General features: G+C 69.4%; 13 protein-coding genes. 8 read left to right on the forward strand and 5 right to left on the reverse strand.

What is annotated here, in order from left to right; all coding sequences use genetic code 11:
- On the reverse strand, positions 1-955 hold a 955-nt coding region (locus KUA19_RS40605; protein ID WP_217405107.1), incomplete at its 3' end, for an RICIN domain-containing protein.
- Positions 956-1,094: 139 nt separating this feature from the next.
- Complete coding sequence (locus tag KUA19_RS40610) at positions 1,095-2,516, reverse strand: RICIN domain-containing protein (RefSeq protein WP_217405179.1); 1,422 nt, start codon at positions 2,514-2,516, stop codon at positions 1,095-1,097.
- A gap of 232 nt (positions 2,517-2,748) precedes the next feature.
- On the opposite strand from KUA19_RS40610, the gene KUA19_RS40615 reads away from it, so the two are divergent.
- Both KUA19_RS40615 and KUA19_RS40620 read left to right on the forward strand, forming a co-directional pair.
- Positions 2,749-3,846, forward strand: coding sequence for a substrate-binding domain-containing protein (locus KUA19_RS40615; RefSeq protein ID WP_254550891.1), 1,098 nt, complete (start codon positions 2,749-2,751; stop codon positions 3,844-3,846).
- Between the two features lie 150 nt (positions 3,847-3,996).
- Positions 3,997-5,424 carry an RICIN domain-containing protein gene (locus KUA19_RS40620; protein WP_217405111.1) on the forward strand — a complete coding sequence of 476 codons (1,428 nt, stop codon included), beginning with the start codon at positions 3,997-3,999 and terminating at the stop codon, positions 5,422-5,424.
- 54 nt (positions 5,425-5,478) lie between these two features.
- On the opposite strand, the gene KUA19_RS40625 is transcribed toward KUA19_RS40620, so the two are convergent.
- Both KUA19_RS40625 and KUA19_RS40630 read right to left on the reverse strand, forming a co-directional pair.
- Positions 5,479-6,816 carry a carbohydrate-binding protein gene (locus KUA19_RS40625; protein ID WP_217405113.1) on the reverse strand — a complete coding sequence of 446 codons (1,338 nt, stop codon included), beginning with the start codon at positions 6,814-6,816 and terminating at the stop codon, positions 5,479-5,481.
- A gap of 146 nt (positions 6,817-6,962) precedes the next feature.
- Positions 6,963-7,979, reverse strand: coding sequence for a LacI family DNA-binding transcriptional regulator (locus KUA19_RS40630; protein ID WP_254550892.1), 1,017 nt, complete (start codon positions 7,977-7,979; stop codon positions 6,963-6,965).
- A 249-nt stretch (positions 7,980-8,228) separates the two neighbouring features.
- On the opposite strand from KUA19_RS40630, the gene KUA19_RS40635 reads away from it, so the two are divergent.
- The 4 genes from KUA19_RS40635 to KUA19_RS40650 all read left to right on the forward strand — a co-directional run bounded on the left by KUA19_RS40635 (position 8,229) and on the right by KUA19_RS40650 (position 13,523).
- A complete protein-coding gene (locus tag KUA19_RS40635; RefSeq protein WP_372452036.1) occupies positions 8,229-9,143 on the forward strand; it encodes a carbohydrate ABC transporter permease in 915 nt (304 codons plus the stop codon).
- 3 nt (positions 9,144-9,146) lie between these two features.
- Positions 9,147-10,001 carry a carbohydrate ABC transporter permease gene (locus KUA19_RS40640; protein WP_217405115.1) on the forward strand — a complete coding sequence of 285 codons (855 nt, stop codon included), beginning with the start codon at positions 9,147-9,149 and terminating at the stop codon, positions 9,999-10,001.
- A 50-nt stretch (positions 10,002-10,051) separates the two neighbouring features.
- Positions 10,052-11,398, forward strand: a complete 1,347-nt coding sequence (locus KUA19_RS40645) for an ABC transporter substrate-binding protein (RefSeq protein ID WP_217405117.1) — start codon at positions 10,052-10,054, stop codon at positions 11,396-11,398.
- Positions 11,399-11,486: 88 nt separating this feature from the next.
- The gene (locus KUA19_RS40650; RefSeq protein ID WP_217405119.1) at positions 11,487-13,523 is read left to right on the forward strand and encodes a beta-galactosidase; all 2,037 of its coding nucleotides are present in this window, start codon (positions 11,487-11,489) and stop codon (positions 13,521-13,523) included.
- A gap of 304 nt (positions 13,524-13,827) precedes the next feature.
- On the opposite strand, the gene KUA19_RS40655 is transcribed toward KUA19_RS40650, so the two are convergent.
- The gene (locus KUA19_RS40655; protein ID WP_217405121.1) at positions 13,828-14,547 is read right to left on the reverse strand and encodes a PIG-L deacetylase family protein; all 720 of its coding nucleotides are present in this window, start codon (positions 14,545-14,547) and stop codon (positions 13,828-13,830) included.
- Between the two features lie 123 nt (positions 14,548-14,670).
- On the opposite strand from KUA19_RS40655, the gene KUA19_RS40660 reads away from it, so the two are divergent.
- Complete coding sequence (locus KUA19_RS40660) at positions 14,671-14,922, forward strand: hypothetical protein (RefSeq protein ID WP_217405123.1); 252 nt, start codon at positions 14,671-14,673, stop codon at positions 14,920-14,922.
- 76 nt (positions 14,923-14,998) lie between these two features.
- Complete coding sequence (locus KUA19_RS40665) at positions 14,999-16,090, forward strand: radical SAM protein (RefSeq protein ID WP_217405130.1); 1,092 nt, start codon at positions 14,999-15,001, stop codon at positions 16,088-16,090.
- Positions 16,091-16,112 lie beyond the last annotated feature (22 nt).

Raw genomic sequence — 16,112 nt, forward strand, 5'->3', positions numbered from 1 at the left:
CTCCCCCGTTCCAGGCGTACTGCTTGACCTCGGCACTGTTGGCCGTCGACCCCCCGACCACGTCCATCACCTTCCCGCTGTGACGAGCGGTGATCTGGTAATAGGGGGCGGCGGCCGGCAGTGCCGCCACCGGCAGGACGGTGCCGTGCCGGCAGCCCGCGCAGGCCACACTGCTCAGGCCGGACCAGCTGTTGAGATCGGAGCTGGTGGCAGACCAGATCCCACCGTTGGTGTACTTGTCCACGTAGATGCGCCAGGTGCCGTTCGCCAGCTGGGTCACCGCCGGCCCCTCGTACCCGGAGGTCCACAGGCTGCCCGCCGAAGTCCATCCGCTGGTCAGGCTCGTCGTGCTGGTCCAGTGCTCGATGTACTTCGAGGTCTCGTTCTTGACGAAGGCGTGGTAGGTGCTACCGGAGCGCACCACGAACGTGTCGATGTGGTTGGCGTCCAGCCCGCCCATCGCCGCCGGCCCGCTCCATGAGGTCAGCGCGCTGTTCTGGGCGGTGTAGACGTATGGCCGGAAGCAGTTCGAGCAGGTGGTCTGCGCGACGCTCGCGATGACCCGTACCGTGCTGCCCTCGACGTAGAACTCGGGCGCCCAGGTGAACTTGGTGTCCGCGATGCCCGAGTTGACGCTCGCCACGTGCTGCCAGGTGGTCAGGTTCGTGCTGGAGGCGATGTTGAAGTAGGTGGAGTTCGTGGTCCAGGACTGGACGGTGTAGGCGATGAAGTAGGTGCCGTTGTGGTTGATGATGCTCGGGTCGCGCAGGACGCCGGACGGCCCCTGGTAGTTCGTGTCGGCGAAGGTGGTGAAGTTGGTCCCGTCGGTCGACTGGTAGACCCACAGCTCCTGGTCGGCCGCACCGTCGCCCCTGAACGTGGCGTAGAGGTAACCGCTGGCGGCGGCCGCGGGCGAGGCGACCGCGACGAGGCCGCCGCCGACGAGGAGCAGCATGCCTGCCAGCCGGGCTGTCCACCGTGCGAGTGGTGTTCCGGGTCTTGTCATGCGTGAGTTCACGCTTGCCTCCAAAGGTTTTCAGGGGGCGGTGATCACCCTGCATGCGGGTGATCACCGCAGGACGGCGGGTGATGTGCTACGCAGCGGTGCGGGACCACTGCTGGTTGGTGCCACTGCCGCAGGCGTACTGCTGGATGTCGGCACCGTCGGCCGTGGACGCGCTCACCACGTCCAGGCACTTGCCGCTGTGCCGAGCCCGCAGCTGGAAATAACCGCCCGTGGCCACCCACTGCCACTGCTGGTTGGTCCCACCGCCACAGGTGTACTGAATGACGTTGCCCCCGTCCGCCGTCGACGCCCCAGCCACGTCCAGACACTTGCCGCTGACCAGGCTCACCAACCGGTAATAGCCGCCCCCCGCGTCCTGGAACTGCCACTTCTGGTTCGCTCCCCCGTTCCAGGCGTACTGCTTGACCTCGGCACTGTTGGCCGTCGACCCCCCGACCACGTCCATCACCTTCCCGCTGTGACGAGCGGTGATCCGGTAGCTCGGAGTCGATCCGCTCCCGGTGACGGTGCCGGTGGCGGCATCGATGGTGATCTGCGGATACCAGGTCAGGCTCATGCTGGTGCTGCTGGGGAAGCTGATCGGCAGCCAGACGTACTGCGAGTCGCCGACCGGCCCGCCCCAGGCACCGGCCCAGCGGTCGCCCAGGTAGAGGTAGCTGGTCGTCGAGGTGCCCTGGATCGGCAACACGTAGGTCGGCTGGGAGTTGAACGTGGTGGAGTCGCCGACGTTGGTCCAGCCGGTCCACGGGCCGGAGATGCTGCTCGCCGTCGCGTAGCGTGCCTGGTTCGGACTCCAGCCGGTGGCGGCCGAGCTCAGCAGGAAGTAGACGCTGCCGCGTTTGAACATGGCCGGGGCCTCGCGGTGCGCGTCGTTCCAGAAGTTGCCGACCAGCGTGCTGACGTTGAGGTAGTCGGCGGTGAGCCGGTAGATGTTCAGGTCGTAGTTCTCGTCCGCCGCGGAGATCATGTATGCGGTGCCGTTGTCGTTGTAGAGCGTGATGTCTCGGGACATGTGCTGTCCGAGCGGGCGGAAGCTGCCGTGATAGGTGTAGGTGCCGTCCACGGTCGCCGACGAGGCGACGGCGGCGCGCGCCTCGCCGTAGTCGGACCCGTTCTCTTTGTGCATCCACATCACGTATCTGCCCGTGGAGCTGTTGTAGATGACCTTGGGCCGTTCGATGTTGGCGACGTTCAGCTCGGGACTCGACGCCTGGGTCAGGACGTTGTTGCGGAACTCCCAGTTCTTGAGGTCCGTGGAGCGGTACACCGAGACGGCGCGGAAGGTGTTGTCGGCGTTGCGGTTCTCGCCGAACCAGTAGTAGTAGGCGCCGACGCGCAGCATGCCGCCGCCGTGGGCGTGCACCACGTTCCCGCTGGTGTCCCGGAACTGGGTGCCGTTGGTGATGTCCACGGGGGCCGCCTCGGCGGGCGCGGGCGCGATCCCCACCGCGGCGACGACGAGCAGTGCCGCGCCGACGACGGCCCAGATCGATCGGGCGAGTCGGTGGACGGCGCCGGGAGGTGGGAGGCTCTCGATCACGTTGATCAACTTCCTCTGTCGAAGGGCGACGGCGCCCGGCCAGGCGGGACCAATGGGGCGCTTTGGTTTCAGTCGGGTTACCAAAAGGGTTGACCGTGCTGAATTCGCGCGCCATACTCCGTCCAGAAAGGCACACGAACGTACAGAATCGAACATCGAGGCTAGTGGCGGGAGGTCCGTCATGGCGGGGCGGCGGCTGTTCGGCGTGCAGCGGCAGGAGATGCTGCTCGGCGAACTTCGTCGTCACGGAGCCGTGCGGGTCAGCGATCTCGCCCGCGAACTGGCCGTCAGCGAGCTCACGATCCGGCGCGACATCGACGCCCTGGCTCGGCGCAATCTGGTGACGAAGGTCCACGGCGGCGCGACACTGCCGACCTCCGTCGGCCGTACGGACCGGCCCCGGCAGGCGTCCACCCGCTTCACCGTCGGCATGGTCGTGCCGTCGCTGGACTTCTACTGGCCGCCCATCGTCAGCGGCGCACGAGCGGCAGCCGCGGCGCTGGGGGTCAGCCTCCAGCTGCGTGGTTCCAGTTACGACGCGGACGAGGACCGGCGCCAGGTCAGCCGGCTGATCGAGGCGGGGCAGGTCCAGGGTCTGCTGCTGGCGCCCAGCCTCGAGGGTGAGCGGGCGCGGGAGATGATCGACTGGGTGGGTCACCTGCCCGTGCCCACGGTCCTCGTGGAGCGCCAGCCGGAGCGGTGGACCTCCACCGCCCGACAGATCGAGTGCGTACGCAGCGATCACGCGCTGGGCATGGAGATGGCCGTGCACCATCTGCACCAGCACGGCCACCGGCGCATCGCGCTGCTGCTGTCCAAGGGGAGCCCCACCTCGGCATACCTGTTCCAGGGCTGGCAGGTGGCGTGCGCCGATCTCGGCATCTGCGACGCGACGGTGGTCCGCGAATCGGTCGCGCTCGGCAACCCCGGGCACCGGGAGATCATTCACCGGGTTCTCGGCGAGTGCGGGCGGTCCAGGATCACCGCGATGATCGTGCACAGCGACCCCGACGCCATGTCGGTCGCGCAGTACTGTGCCGAGCAGGGCGTGTCGATCCCCGACGACCTGGCGCTGGTCTCCTACGACGACGAGGTCGCCCACCTGGCCGAGCCGTCGCTGTCGGCGGTGCGGCCGCCGAAGACCCACGTGGGCCGGGTCGCGGTCGAGCTGATGGTCTCCCGCCTGCTCGACGGCGAGCGCCGGCCGTCACAGCGGGTCCTGGTCGCGCCGGAGCTGGTGGTACGCCATTCGTCGGTGGCGCGCATCCGCGTCCGGTGACCGGACGGCGACAGTCCGGTTCGGATGTTCGACTGTGAACGTTCCTGTTCCAGTCGGTGTACATCGTGGCGTCGCCCGACCCGCCTGGGCTACAGATGGCATCCGACTCACCGCGCCCGTCCCCGAGAAAGGGCGAAGCACATGCGAAGGATGAAACGGCTGTTGCCGCTGGGTATGGCCGTCAGCGTGGTCGTGGCGGCGGCCGGGCTGGCCGTGACGGCCGCGCCGGCGCACGCGGCGACCAACGACTTCAAAGGTGTCAACTGGGCCGACCAGCGCGACAACTTCGTCGACGACGTCCTGGTCCTGGGCGGGTTGTCGACGTCGGACAGCTACGCGACCACCCAGGCGAAGGCGAACGCGGTCCTCAGCGGATTTCAGAACAACCTGGGCGCCAACACCGTCCGCCTGCCGGTCAACCACGCGACCGTGTCCGGGGCGTACTGGGGCTCCTACCGGGGCATCATCGACGCGGCGGCGGCCAAGGGCATGAAGGTCATCCTCAGCTACTGGGAGGGCAGCAGCTCCCGCAACGGCCTGGTCGACAACCTCACCCAGTTCTGGTCGATGTGGCAGACCATCACCGACGCGTACGGGGCCAACAGCTGGGTGTACTTCGAGCCGATGAACGAGCCGTACGGCTACAGCGACGCAGACTGGAAGAACCTGGCGGCCCAGTGGCTGTCGAACTACGCCGGGGTGCCGCGCGGTCGCGTGATCATCAGCGGTGCCGGGTACAACCAGCGGCTCATCACGATCGGCAGCGACAGCCGGTTCGACGGCACGTACATCTCCCGGCACATCTACCAGTTCTTCGACAGCAGCCTCACGACCGAACAGCAGTGGCGGGACGCACTGCGCAACAGCATCGGCAGCTACGCCGGTCGCGTCATCGTCACCGAGTGGGGCGCCCCCATGACGGACGGGCGCAACTACAACGCCTCGTCCACGTCCGACTCGTTCGTGTCGTTCATCCGGGGCGTCGCCGCCGAGTCGCGCGCGCTGGGCCTGGGCACCGTGTACTGGCCCGGCGTGCGCATCGACGACTGGTACAGCATCCAGCAGCTCAGCGGCTCCGGCACCAACCTGTCGCTGACCACGACCAACCAGTCGGGGCGCGACCAGCTGCGCTACTCGTGGGGCCTGGCCGTGACCACGCCGACCTACTACCGGGTCACCAACCGCAACAGCGGCAAGGTCATGGACGTGATCTCGGCGTCCACCGCGAACAACGCCGAGATCAAGCAGTGGACCTGGAACGGCGGCGCGAACCAGAAGTGGGAGTTCCAGGACGCGGGCGGCGGCTACGTCCGGGTCGTCAACCAGAACAGCGGCAGGTGCCTGGACGTGGCAGGCGCCGCCACCACCGACGGCGCCAACGTCATCCAGTACGCCTGCGGCAGCGGCACCAACCAGCAGTGGCAGTGGCAGGCCACCGGCAGCTACTTCCGGCTGGTCGCCCGGCACAGCGGCAAGTGCCTCGACGTGGTCGGCTCCGGCACCGGCGACGGCGCCGACATCCAGCAGTACACCTGCGGCAGCGGCACCAACCAGCAGTGGACGCGGACGGCGTCGTAACGACCGCCGCGGGTGTGGGAACCGATGGCGGTTTCCACACCCGCGACTCTCTCGTCAGGACACGACGATGCGATCCAGGTCCGGCGCCCAGCCGGCCGCGTTGCCGAAGCGGATCGTGTTGGCCCCGGCCGCGAGGTTCAGCGTGATGCTCACCGAACCGACCGTGTTCCAGCCGCCGGTGCTGGGGGTGCTGACCGAGATCGGGCTGCCGCCGTTGACGCTGACGGTCGCCGACCTGTTCTCCCCCGACGCGTAGTAGACGGTCACCGTGCGGCTGCCCGCGGTGGCGCCGTTGACGTTGTTGAACTGCAGATAGTTGGCGGTGCCGTTGCCGACGTAGCCGACGACAGCGCCGCCCGAGGCGGTCGACAGGCTGCGTACCGCCGCCTGACCGCCGCGGGTGTTGCCGCTCGCCTCGGCCTCGTACGAGACCGACGTCGGTGCCGCGCCGATCTGGTCGAGCCAGTCGTCGTTGGCGTGCACCATCGAGAAGGTGAGTGCCGGGCAGTCGAAGCTGCTGCCCGCGGGCGGGTTGACGCTGTCGGTGGGCGCGTTCGCGGCGGTGGCCGGGGTCCACGCGCCGTTGACCGACAGCTGGATGCCGCTGCTCTCGAACGCCCTCCCGGCCAGGTCGCGGCAGTAGTAGCCGGCGCCGGTGGCCGGGTTGACCGACGTGTACACCTCGAACATGTCCCAGCCGAACGGGAACTGCGGCAGGTCGTAGACACCGGAACTGGTGAAGTACACGTCCCAGGCGTGGGTCTGGAAGTTGTACAGGTACGCGGTCCAGGTGTTGGCCGTGGTCGACGTCTTGTGCTCGTCGAGGCTGTACGCCGGCCGCCCGTTGACCATGGTCGTGTAGGTGGCCAGGAACGACGCGTTCATGGGCGTGAGCTTGCCGACGCCGTCGCGTCCGCCGCACCAGTCCCAGGCCCACAGATTCGGTCCCGTCGGCGTATACGCGGTGGTCATCTCGATGCACGCGCTACCGGCCGGGATCGCCGTCGGCGCGTACACGTAGTCGCCGCCGGTGGTCGTGGTGCCGGCGCCGGTGACGACGCTCTGGGTCGCGCGCAGGCCCTGGCTGGCGTTGATCGGGAAGCGGATGCCCCACGAGGTGTGCAGCTGGGCGGCGGCCAGTGCCGAGGTCCGGGCGGACCGGAAGTGATCGGCCGCCGCACCTGCGGCCTGCCGGGCGGCGGCTCCGGTCAGGCCGGGCACCACGCCGCCGATGGGGGCGACGGACCCGCGCAGGGCGGGAGAGTCGGCCGCGGGCCGGGCAAGCCCGACGGGCGCGGCAGGACCGGGCGGCGGGGCGGCTGCCGCGGCGGGTGAGACGGTCAGGATGAGGGCGCCGACGACGGCCAGCGTCCATAGCGGACGACGATGCATGGGTGTTCCTTCCGGGGGAACGGTGCGGATGGCGCCCACCCGGAAGGTCGCCTTGTATGCGTACTGTGTCCGGACCCTAGAGTCATCGACAGACAGCTGTCAATGCCACATTCGCGCGCTGGGACGGACGCGACGCGCCGTCGCTCTCAGCGCAGGCGAGGTGCGGCGGTGCTGTCCCGCACCACCAGGCGCGTGGACACCAGCGTGGTGCCGCGCTCGGTCTCGCCGCTGTCGATCTGCCGGAGGATGCCCTCCACGCAGCGGCGTCCCACCTCGGCGAAGTCCTGATGGACCGTGGTGAGCGGCGGGATGAACGAGCACGCGTCCGGGATGTCGTCGAAGCCGACGACGCTGACGTCGCCCGGCACCGCCCGACCTCGCTCGTGCAGCGCGCGCAGCACACCCAGGGCCATCTGGTCGTTGGCGGCGAAGACCGCCGTGCAGCCGGGCTCCTCGGCCAGCGCGAGCCCGGCCCGGTAGCCCGACTCGGCCGACCAGTCGCCGCGCAGCGGCTCCGGTATCCGACGCCCGGCGGCGGCGAGCGTGTCGCGCCAGGCCTGGGCCCTGCGCTCGCCCGCGAAAGAACCCTCGGGCCCCGCCACGTGCCAGACCGTGCGATGGCCGAGTTCCAGCAGGTGGTTCACTGCCTGCCGGGCACCGTCGGCCTGGTCGGTGTCCACGACGCTGTACCGGTCGCCCGCGTCGGAGTCGACGACCACCACCTGCACGTGCGGGGGCAGCGTCACGGTGGCCGAGTCCAGCAGGTGGACCTCCATGATCACGATGATGCCGTCGACGGCCAGCTCGCCCAGGCGGGTGAAGGCGCCGAGCACGCTGTCCTGCGTCGCCATGGCGACGGGGATGAGCGTGATGGCGTATCCCTGCAGCGCCGCGTGCGTGGCGATCGCCTCGAGGGTGCGGCTGTTGCCGGTGCTGGACAGGGTGAACAGGATGACGCCGATGGTGCGGAACTGGCCGCTCTTGAGGGCGCGGGCCGCGCTGTTGGGGCGGTAACCCAGCTCCTTCATCGCGGCGAGGACCTGCTGGCGGGTGCTGCCGACGACGCCGGGGTGGCCGGTGGAGACCCGGGACACGGTCTGCGAGGAGACCCCGGCCAGGCGAGCCACGTCAGCCATCGACACCCGTGGCTTCGAGCGGCTCATTCCGCGCTCCTCCCCCAGGGCGGCGACGCCGGAGCGCCAGGCCGATGTAACGAATCCGAAACCGCTTCTTGACGCCCGTTCGGCGTCGGTGACACTATCACTCCGCTGATGTTTACGTAAACATTACGCAGCGTGATGCTGCCCTCCTCCGTGCATCGAATGCGGAGAGCACAGGTCGGCGCCCTATGTTTACGTAAACATCATCCCAAGACGGCCATCACGAACTTGTCGGAAGGAGTGGACTTGACGGTGCTTGCCCCTCCGACGATCCAGCGCACCGGCCGTGGCAGTCCGGCGCGACGCCGTATCGCCTGGACCGGCTGGGCGTTCGTCGGCCCGTTCATGGCGGTGTTCGCGTTCGTGTTCCTCGCCCCCATCGGCTACGCGATCTACCTGAGTCTGTTCCGGACCCGGCTGATCGGCGGCACCAGCTTCGTCGGCCCGGACAACTACCAGGACGCGTTCACCGATCCGCAGTTCTGGTCGGCGGCGGGGCGAGTGGCGCTGTTCCTGCTGGTCCAGGTGCCGATCATGCTGTTCCTGGCACTGCTGGTCGCGCTGGCGATCGACAGCGGCAGGCTCTACGGCAAGGCGTTCTTCCGGGTCGCCGTCTTCATGCCGTACGCGGTGCCCGCCGTGGTGGCCACGCTGATGTGGGGCTTCATGTACGGGTCCCGGTTCGGCCTGGTCGGCAACATCAACGAGGCGCTCGGCGTGTCGCTGCCCGATCCCCTCTCCCCCGACCTGATCCTCGCCTCGATCGGCAACATCGTGACCTGGGAGTTCGTCGGGTACAACATGCTGATCTTCTACAGCGCGCTACAGGTGGTGCCGAAGTCGCTGTACGAGGCCGCCGAGATCGACGGCGCCGGCCAACTGCAGGTGATCCGGTCGATCAAGCTGCCCGCGATCCGCGGCGCGCTGCTGATCGCCACCATCTTCTCGATCATCGGCAGCTTCCAGCTGTTCAACGAGCCGAACATCCTGCAGAGCCTGGCCCCGAACGTGATCACCACGTACTTCACCCCGAACATGTACGCGTACTCGCTGTCCTTCTCCGGCCAGCAGTACAACTACTCCGCGACCGTCGCCATCGTGATGGGCATCCTCACGGTGATCGTCGCCTACGCCGTCCAGCTGCGCGGCACGCGGAAGGAGCGGTAGGCGATGACCCCCCGAAAGGGCGGGCGCAGCCCGCTGCTGACCGTGCTGACCGCCGTCATGCTGGTGTACAGCCTGGTGCCGCTGGTCTGGCTGTTCATCAACGCCACCAAGACCCAGGCGGGCCTGTTCGACTCGTTCGGGCTGTGGTTCTCCGGCGACTTCTCGCTCTGGCAGAACATCCGCGACACCCTCGGCTACGACGACGGCGTCTTCGTCCGGTGGCTGCTCAACACCCTGCTCTACGTGGTGCTGGGCGCCGGCGGCGCCACCGCGCTGGCCACCCTCGGCGGCTACGCCCTGGCAAAGTTCGACTTCCCGGGCAAGCGCGGCGTGTTCGCCGTCGTCATCGGCGCCGTCGCGGTGCCGGGCACGGCCCTGGCCGTACCCACGTTCCTCATGTTCTCCAAGCTCGGGCTGACCAACACGCCCTGGGCGGTGATCATCCCCTCGCTGATCTCACCGTTCGGTCTCTACCTCATGTGGACGTTCGCGGCGTCGGCGATCCCGGGCGAACTCATGGAGGCCGCACGGGTGGACGGCGCCGGCGAGCTGCGTACGTTCCTGCGCATCTGCGTGCCGCTGCTGGCGCCGGGCATCGTCACGGTGGCCCTGTTCACCATGGTCGCCACCTGGAACAACTACTTCCTGCCGCTGATCATGCTCAAGGATCCGGACTGGTACCCGCTGACCCTGGGCCTCAACTCGTGGAACGACCAGGCCACCACCGCGGGCGGCGACGTCATCTTCAACCTCGTGATCACCGGCTCGCTGCTGACGATCCTGCCGCTGCTGGCCGCCTTCCTCTTCCTCCAGCGCTACTGGCAGTCCGGCCTCGCCGCCGGCGGCGTCAAGGACTGATCCCGCAACACCGTCCCACCAGCGCAACACCCCCGTTTGAGAGGACACACATGTCGTTCACCAACCGCCGCGCGTTCCTGCGCACGGCCGCGCTCGCCACCGCCGCGGTCACGGCCGTGGCGCTGGCCGCCTGCGGCAACGACTCCGACAGCGGCGACACGACCGCTCCGGTCAGCGCCGACCAGGTGCAGGCCGCCCTCGACAAGGGCGGCTCGATCACCGTCTGGGCCTGGGAGCCGACGCTCAAGCAGGTCGTCACCTCGTTCGAGGCGAAGTACCCCAAGGTGAAGGTGAACCTGGTCAACGCCGGCACCGGCAACGACCAGTACACCGCGCTGCAGAACGCCATCGCGGCGGGCTCCGGCGTGCCGGACGTGGCGCAGGTCGAGTACTACGCCCTGCCGCAGTTCGCCCTCGGCAAATCCCTGACCGACCTGTCCGCCCTGGGCGCGAACGAGCTGGACGGCACGTTCACCCCCGGCCCGTGGTCGTCGGTGAAGGTCTCCGGCGGCACCTACGGCCTGCCGATGGACTCCGGCCCGATGGCGCTGTTCTACAACAAGGACGTCTTCGACAAGTACCAGATCGCGGTGCCGACCACCTGGGACGAGTACGTCGCGGCCGCCAGGAAGCTGCACGCCGCCGACCCGAAGGCGTACATCACCAACGACACCGGCGACGCCGGGTTCACCACCAGCCTGATCTGGCAGGCGGGCGGCAAGCCGTTCACCGTCGACGGCACCAAGGTGAACATCAACCTGGCCGACGACGGGTCCACCAAGTTCGCCACCACCTGGCAGCAGCTCATCAGCGACAAGCTGGTCGCGCCGGTCGGCTCGTGGAGCGACGGCTGGTACAAGGGCCTCGGTGACGGCACCATCGCCACGCTCGTCATCGGCGCCTGGATGCCGGCGAACCTGGAGTCCGGCGTGCCCGCCGCCAAGGGCAAGTGGCGCGTCGCCCCGATGCCGCAGTGGACCGCCGGTGGCACCGCCGCCGCCGAGAACGGCGGCAGCTCGCTGGCCATCCCGAAGGCGGGCAGCAACAACGCGCTGGCGTACGGCTTCCTCAAGTACGCCACGGCGGGTGCGGGTGTGCAGATCCGCGTCGACAACGGCGCCTTCCCCGCCACGAACGCCGAGCTCAAGTCGGACGCGTTCCTGAACAAGGAGTTCCCGTACTTCGGTGGGCAGAAGGCCAACCAGGTCTTCGCCCAGTCGGCCGCCAACGTCGTGAAGGGCTGGTCGTACCTGCCGTTCCAGGTCTACGCCAACAGCATCTTCAACGACACCGTCGGCAAGGCGTACGTCTCGAGCACGACCCTGGCCGACGCCCTGAAGGCGTGGCAGGAGGCGTCCGCGAAGTACGGCAAGGACCAGGGCTTCACGGTCGGCTGACCGCCGACCCCGGTGCCGCGCGACGGGTCCCGGACCTGTCCGCGGCACCGGCCCAGCCCTGCCCGCAGAACCTCGCAAGGAGCACCCCGTGACCCACCCCGCCCGTCCGCAGTGGCTGCGCCGACCCGACCACGCCACGCCGGGCCTCGCCTTCGGCGCCGACTACAATCCCGAGCAGTGGCCCCGCGAGGTCTGGCGCGACGACGTACGCCTCATGCGGGAAGCGGGCGTCAACATCGTCTCGCTCGGCATCTTCTCCTGGGCCCGCCTACAGCCGGGCGCGGACACGTGGCGCTTCGACTGGCTCGACGAGGTCATGGCCCTGCTGCACGACCACGGCATCGCCGTGGACCTGGCCACCGCCACCGCCTCACCGCCGCCCTGGCTCACCGCGAAGCACCCCGAGATCCTGCCGGTCAACGCGCGAGGCGAGACGATCTGGCCGGGCGGCCGCCAGCACTGGCGACCCACCTCGCCGGTCTTCCGGTCGTACGCCCTGCGCCTGGTCGAGGCGCTGGCCGGGCGCTACGCCGACCACCCGGCGCTCGCCGCCTGGCACGTGTCCAACGAGCTGGGCTGCCACAACGTGTACGACTACTCCGACGACGCGGCGCACGCCTTCCGCACCTGGCTGCGTGCGCGCTACGCCACCCTCGACGCGCTCAACCACGCGTGGGGCACCGCCTTCTGGTCGCAGGAGTACGGCGACTGGGCGCAGATCCTCCCGCCGCGCCTGGCCGCCACCCACCCCAACCCGACCCAGCAGCTGGACTTCAAGCGCTTCTCCTCCGAGGCGCTGCGCGAGCATCTGCGGGCCGAGCGCGACATCCTGCGCCGGTACACCCCCGACGTGCCCGTCACCACCAACTTCATGATCATGGGTGGTACCAAGGGCATGGACTACGCCGCCTGGGCCGCCGACGTCGACTTCGTCTCCAACGACCACTACCTCGAACCCGGCCCGCAGGGTCTCGACGAGCTGTCCTTCTCGGCGAACCTGACCGGCAACATCGCCGGCGGTCGACCGTGGTTCCTGATGGAACACGCGACCAGCGCGGTCAACTGGCAGCCCGTCAACGTGGCCAAGAAGCAGGGCGAGCTGGCCCGCGACTCGCTCACCCACGTCGCGCACGGCGCCGACGCGGTCTGCTTCTTCCAGTGGCGCCAGTCCGCGGCCGGTGCGGAGAAGTTTCACTCGGCCATGGTTCCCCACGCCGGTTCCGACAGCGACGTCTTCCGTTCCGTCACCCGCCTCGGTGCCACCCTGCGCGACCTGGCGCCACTGGCCGGCGCCCACCGGGAGCAGGCCCCGGCCGCGATCGTCTTCCACTGGGAGTCGTGGTGGGCCGCCGAAGCCGACTCGCACCCGAGCGACCTGCTGCGCTACCGGGAGGAAGCCCTCGACTGGTACACCGCGTTCCTCGACCTCGGCATCCGCGTCGACGTCGTGCCGCTCGGCACGCCGCTGGCCGGTTACCGGCTGGTCGTCGCGCCGATCCTGCACATGATCAGCGAGCCGGTCGCCGAGGACCTGCGCGGCTACGTCGAATCCGGCGGCCATCTGGTGACGACGTACTTCTCGGGCATCGTCGACGAGCACGACCACGTGTGGCTCGGCGGCCACCCCGGCGCCCTGCGCGACCTGCTCGGGATCCGGGTCGAGGAGTTCGCTCCGCTGCGGCGGGGCGAGACCGTTCCGCTCGACCTGGGGTTGGACGCGAGCCTGTGGTCCGAGCACGTCCAGGTGACCTCGCCGGACGTCACCGTGCTGGCCCGGTACGCGGGCGGAGAGTTGGCCGGGCGCCCCGCCGTCACGAGGCGGACCGTGGGTGCGGGCTCGGCGGCGTACGCGTCCACCTGTCTGGGCCCGGCGGGCCTCACCCGGGTGCTGGGCACGTTGGCCGAGGCGGCGGGCGTGGCGAGCGAGCTCCCGCCGAGCGTACGCGGGCAGGTCGAACTCGCGGTGCGGCGGCAGGACGAGGTCCGATACGCGTTCCTCGTCAACCGCACCGACCGGACGGTGACCGTCGCCGGCATGGCCGGTGAGCCGCTGGTCGGAACCCGGGGCCCGGACGGCGGCATTGCTGTCGGACCGAGGGGCGTGGCCGTGCTCCGCCAGAGCTGACCCACCTCACTGCGTTCACCGAAGTCGGCATCTCACGCCTCGCCCGCCGTGGGCGTGACGGCCGCGCGAGCCAGGACCTGTCGTACGGGTAGCTGCCCATCATCGGCCCTCGCAGGGACCTGTTCTCCAACGAAGCCGGCATGGGCAGCGCATCCGACGTATGGCCCTGAACAGCGCCTCGGCACTCGATCGCGCCCCAGACCAGCCGCATCACCAGTGGCAAATCGTCGTGCCCGGACCGGCCTGCCGGCTATCCTGACCGCACACCGAGCTCACCGCGGTAGCCGGGGCTGACCGTGCTCGGTCACATTCGGCGCAGCTCGAACGCGGCCGCGCGCCGGCCGCCGAAGCGAGGGGCGACCAGGTCTGCCATCTGCTCGAGGAACCGGCGTGGCGAGGCCATCTGACCGCCGAGCGCCTGCAGGTAGGCGCGGTGGGCCTGCAGCGACGCCACGGCGCGTTCCATCGTGTCGGTGATGTCGACGGCGTGGGTTGGCTGCGGCGATCCGCCGACGGCGGCGTAACGCACGCCGGTCCACGGGGGCAGCTGCTCGGCGATTTCGGGGAAGATCCAGCGGTTTGCCGCGTCACCGATGGCGTCCAGTGTCGCTCGGCCGACGTGCCGGTGGTCGGGGGTGTTCCAGCCGCCGCCCAGCCAGGTGTCGTGCAGGTTCCCCACGAGCACCAGTTCCGGGCGGTGCCGACGGATCGCGGCGGCGATGTCGCGGCGCAGCCGCAGCCCGTACTCGATGACGCCGTCGCGGTGGTCGAGGAACTCCACCTGCGACACACCGACCAAAGCGGCGGCTGTGCGCTGCTCGGCCTCGCGCAGCGGCCCGCACTGCTCGGGCGGGATCGTGTCGATACCGGCCTCACCCCGGGTGACGATGGTGTAGCGCACGTCCTTGCCGGCCGTGGTCCAGGCTGCGACGGCGCCCGCGACCGCGTACTCCACGTCGTCGGGATGGGCCGCGACGGCCAGGGCGCGGGTCCAATCCTGCGGCATCTGCTCCAGCCGGTCCATGACGCGACACTACGCCGGGTGCACCGAGTACCCCAATTCGGGCATTGCTGGAAATAATTGGGCATCGGTATGTTCGGTACCTCACCACCCATATCAGGGTGAAAGTAGCGGAGGAGGAACCTGATGCCACCCAAGGTCCCCGAAGTCGACCGGAACGCCCTCAGCAATGACCTGCTCGCCGTGCTCGCCAAACACGGCGTAGAGGCGCTGCCGTCCGATGTCACCGCGGCGCCCGCCACCGCCGCCCGCGGACCGCGCGACGGCAGCCTTGCTGCCAGCTACATCCGCGAGATCATCACCGGTGACCAGGCCTTCGACGAACAAGTCCTGACCCAGGTCAGCTCGCTGCTCGCCCGTGGGGGCGGCGGCCTGTAGCAACCCAGCTCGGCGGGAGGAACCGTCGCGGCTTCTCCCGCCCGACAAGCCCACGACGCCCCAGGGAGCTCCCGACATGAGTTTGCAGGACGGCCTCACCCCGCGTACCGCGTCGAACCTCTTGGAGGCACAGACGGTTTCGGCATACCGGATCGGATTCGTCGTGACCGAGGCGTGCCCGTTGCGGTGCGCGCACTGCAGCGTCAGCGCCGGGCCGGAACTGGGCGCCACCACCTTCCGCGCCGACTTCGCCGAACGGATCTCGGCACAGATGAGCGAGCTGGCCGCAGCCGGGATCCGGTTCGTGGACTTCACCGGGGGCGAACCTACGCTGGCCCGCGCGTTCGTGCGGCGAGTGGGCGCCGCCGCCAAGGCTTCGGGAATGGTGACCGGCATCGTCACGGCCGCGCACTGGGCCACCTCGGCCGAGCGGGCCGCCGACTGGATCGAGGTCTTCGCCGACATCGACCACTGGGACATCTCTACCGACGTCTACCACACCGAGTTCGTCTCGATCGATCGCATCCGGCACGCCTTCGAGGCTCTTCGCCGGGTCGGCAAGACCGCGCTCATCCGCGTCGCGCACGGCGAGCCGATGACCTATCCGGAGGCCCGGCTCATCGACGAGGTACGCGGATTCGCCGGCGAGCGGATGGCGTTCCAGCCGGTCGGCCCGGTCGGCCGTGCCCGGGAGTTGTTCGAGTACGCGCCGGTCGGCGAGGACTCCTGGGACACCACGCCCTGCCCGTCGACCGGGCCGCTGGTCCAGCCCGGCGGCCGGGTCGCGCCCTGCTGCGCGCCGCTGAGCCACGAACGCCAGGACCATCCCCTGCAGCTGGGCGATGCCACCCGCGAGCCGCTGGTCGACATCGTCCACCGATGGCGGGTCCATCCGCTGCTGCAGACCCTGCGGCTGTGGGGCTTCGGCCCCGTCCTCGGCTGGCTGCGCGAGGGCGGCTCACCCTACCGGCACATCCTGCGGCACCGGGTCTGCCACACCTGCGTCGAGCTCATCCGGGACCCGGATCTCTGCCGGTACGCGATGAGCCGCGCCTGCGAACCGCGGCATCGGCTGCGACTGGCGTACGGGCTGCGCACCACATTCGGCGAGCGCTGGCTCGCCGAGCGGGTCCAGGCCGAAGCAGCCGCGGCCCTCGCCGGCCGGTGACGGGCCACCGCCATGCGCTGCC

The organism is Catellatospora tritici (assembly GCF_019083965.1).
Lineage (GTDB): Bacteria > Actinomycetota > Actinomycetes > Mycobacteriales > Micromonosporaceae > Catellatospora > Catellatospora tritici.

What these genes read in the sequence shown, in the direction of transcription:
- KUA19_RS40640 (WP_217405115.1), top strand. Translation starts at nt 9,147, where the DNA reads ATGACCCCCCGAAAGGGCGGGCGCAGCCCGCTGCTGACCGTGCTGACC.
- KUA19_RS40630 (WP_254550892.1), bottom strand. Translation starts at nt 7,979, where the DNA reads ATGAGCCGCTCGAAGCCACGGGTGTCGATGGCTGACGTGGCTCGCCTG.
- KUA19_RS40645 (WP_217405117.1), top strand. Translation starts at nt 10,052, where the DNA reads ATGTCGTTCACCAACCGCCGCGCGTTCCTGCGCACGGCCGCGCTCGCC.
- KUA19_RS40655 (WP_217405121.1), bottom strand. Translation starts at nt 14,547, where the DNA reads ATGGACCGGCTGGAGCAGATGCCGCAGGATTGGACCCGCGCCCTGGCC.
- KUA19_RS40625 (WP_217405113.1), bottom strand. Translation starts at nt 6,816, where the DNA reads ATGCATCGTCGTCCGCTATGGACGCTGGCCGTCGTCGGCGCCCTCATC.
- KUA19_RS40660 (WP_217405123.1), top strand. Translation starts at nt 14,671, where the DNA reads ATGCCACCCAAGGTCCCCGAAGTCGACCGGAACGCCCTCAGCAATGAC.
- KUA19_RS40615 (WP_254550891.1), top strand. Translation starts at nt 2,749, where the DNA reads ATGGCGGGGCGGCGGCTGTTCGGCGTGCAGCGGCAGGAGATGCTGCTC.
- KUA19_RS40620 (WP_217405111.1), top strand. Translation starts at nt 3,997, where the DNA reads ATGAAACGGCTGTTGCCGCTGGGTATGGCCGTCAGCGTGGTCGTGGCG.
- KUA19_RS40665 (WP_217405130.1), top strand. Translation starts at nt 14,999, where the DNA reads ATGAGTTTGCAGGACGGCCTCACCCCGCGTACCGCGTCGAACCTCTTG.